This window comes from Emticicia sp. 17c (assembly GCF_037153985.1).
Taxonomy (GTDB): domain Bacteria; phylum Bacteroidota; class Bacteroidia; order Cytophagales; family Spirosomataceae; genus Emticicia.
Genome location: NZ_JBBAYI010000062.1, coordinates 1 through 865 on the forward strand (window position 1 = coordinate 1; position 865 = coordinate 865).

At 33.4% G+C, this 865-nt stretch carries 1 protein-coding gene; it reads right to left on the minus strand.

What is annotated here, in order from left to right; all coding sequences use genetic code 11:
* Window positions 1–32: 32 nt before the first annotated feature.
* On the minus strand, window positions 33–797 hold the full coding sequence (locus tag WAA15_RS24480; protein ID WP_337045478.1) for an IS5 family transposase: 765 nt from the start codon (window positions 795–797) through the stop codon (window positions 33–35).
* Window positions 798–865 lie beyond the last annotated feature (68 nt).

The following is an 865-nucleotide window of genomic DNA, read 5'->3' on the forward strand; positions in this document are numbered from 1 at the left end:
AGAGCATGTCTAAAAATTAAATTTGTTGTTTTTTATAATCTATTGAGGATTATTTGGCAATTAGCCCATAAAAGCCATGCTTCAGCACTTTTTGCAGTCTTTTCATAGTCTTTTGAGTGTCTACGAAAGAAATTTAGCCATCCAAAAGTACGCTCATTAACCCATCTCCATTTAACAGGCACAAAGCCTTTATTAGTTGGTGGTTTAGAGGCGAACTCCACTTCTAGACCAATAATATTATCCTGAACCCAACTATAGAATACTTTTTTATAAGCATCATCTACGAGTATTTTTCTCATTCTCTCTAAATATCCTATACAATGTTCTACTAATAGATGGGCTTTCACCCCATCGTGAATATCGGCTGCATGCACCACTACACCCCAAATTAAACCAAGAGTGTCGACAATAATATGCCTCTTTCTTCCATTAACATATTTATTACCATCTATGCCCTTATCTTCTACTGAAAAAGGGACAGATTTAACGGATTGACTATCAATACACAATAAACTAGGCGTTTTTTGTTTACTTTGTCGCTGTCTTTCTTTTTTATTCAACTCACTATTTATTCTGCTTAATGTCCCATTAACACTCCATTTCCGAAAGTAATAATAGATTATTTGCCACGATAACTTTGGATGATTTAGATTCCTCCATTGTGTTCCTGTTCTAAGTATTTCTAATATACCATTGATTATTTCCCTTAAATTATGTTTACGTTTTCTATGTTCATTTAAGATTTCTTCAATAACTTGCCACTGGGTATCGGTTAATTCAGTAAACTGAGTTTGCATTAGATTATAGGTTTGGTCACTTACAATTTAAGCAACCGATACCCTTTTTCAAAATTTAAACATGCTCT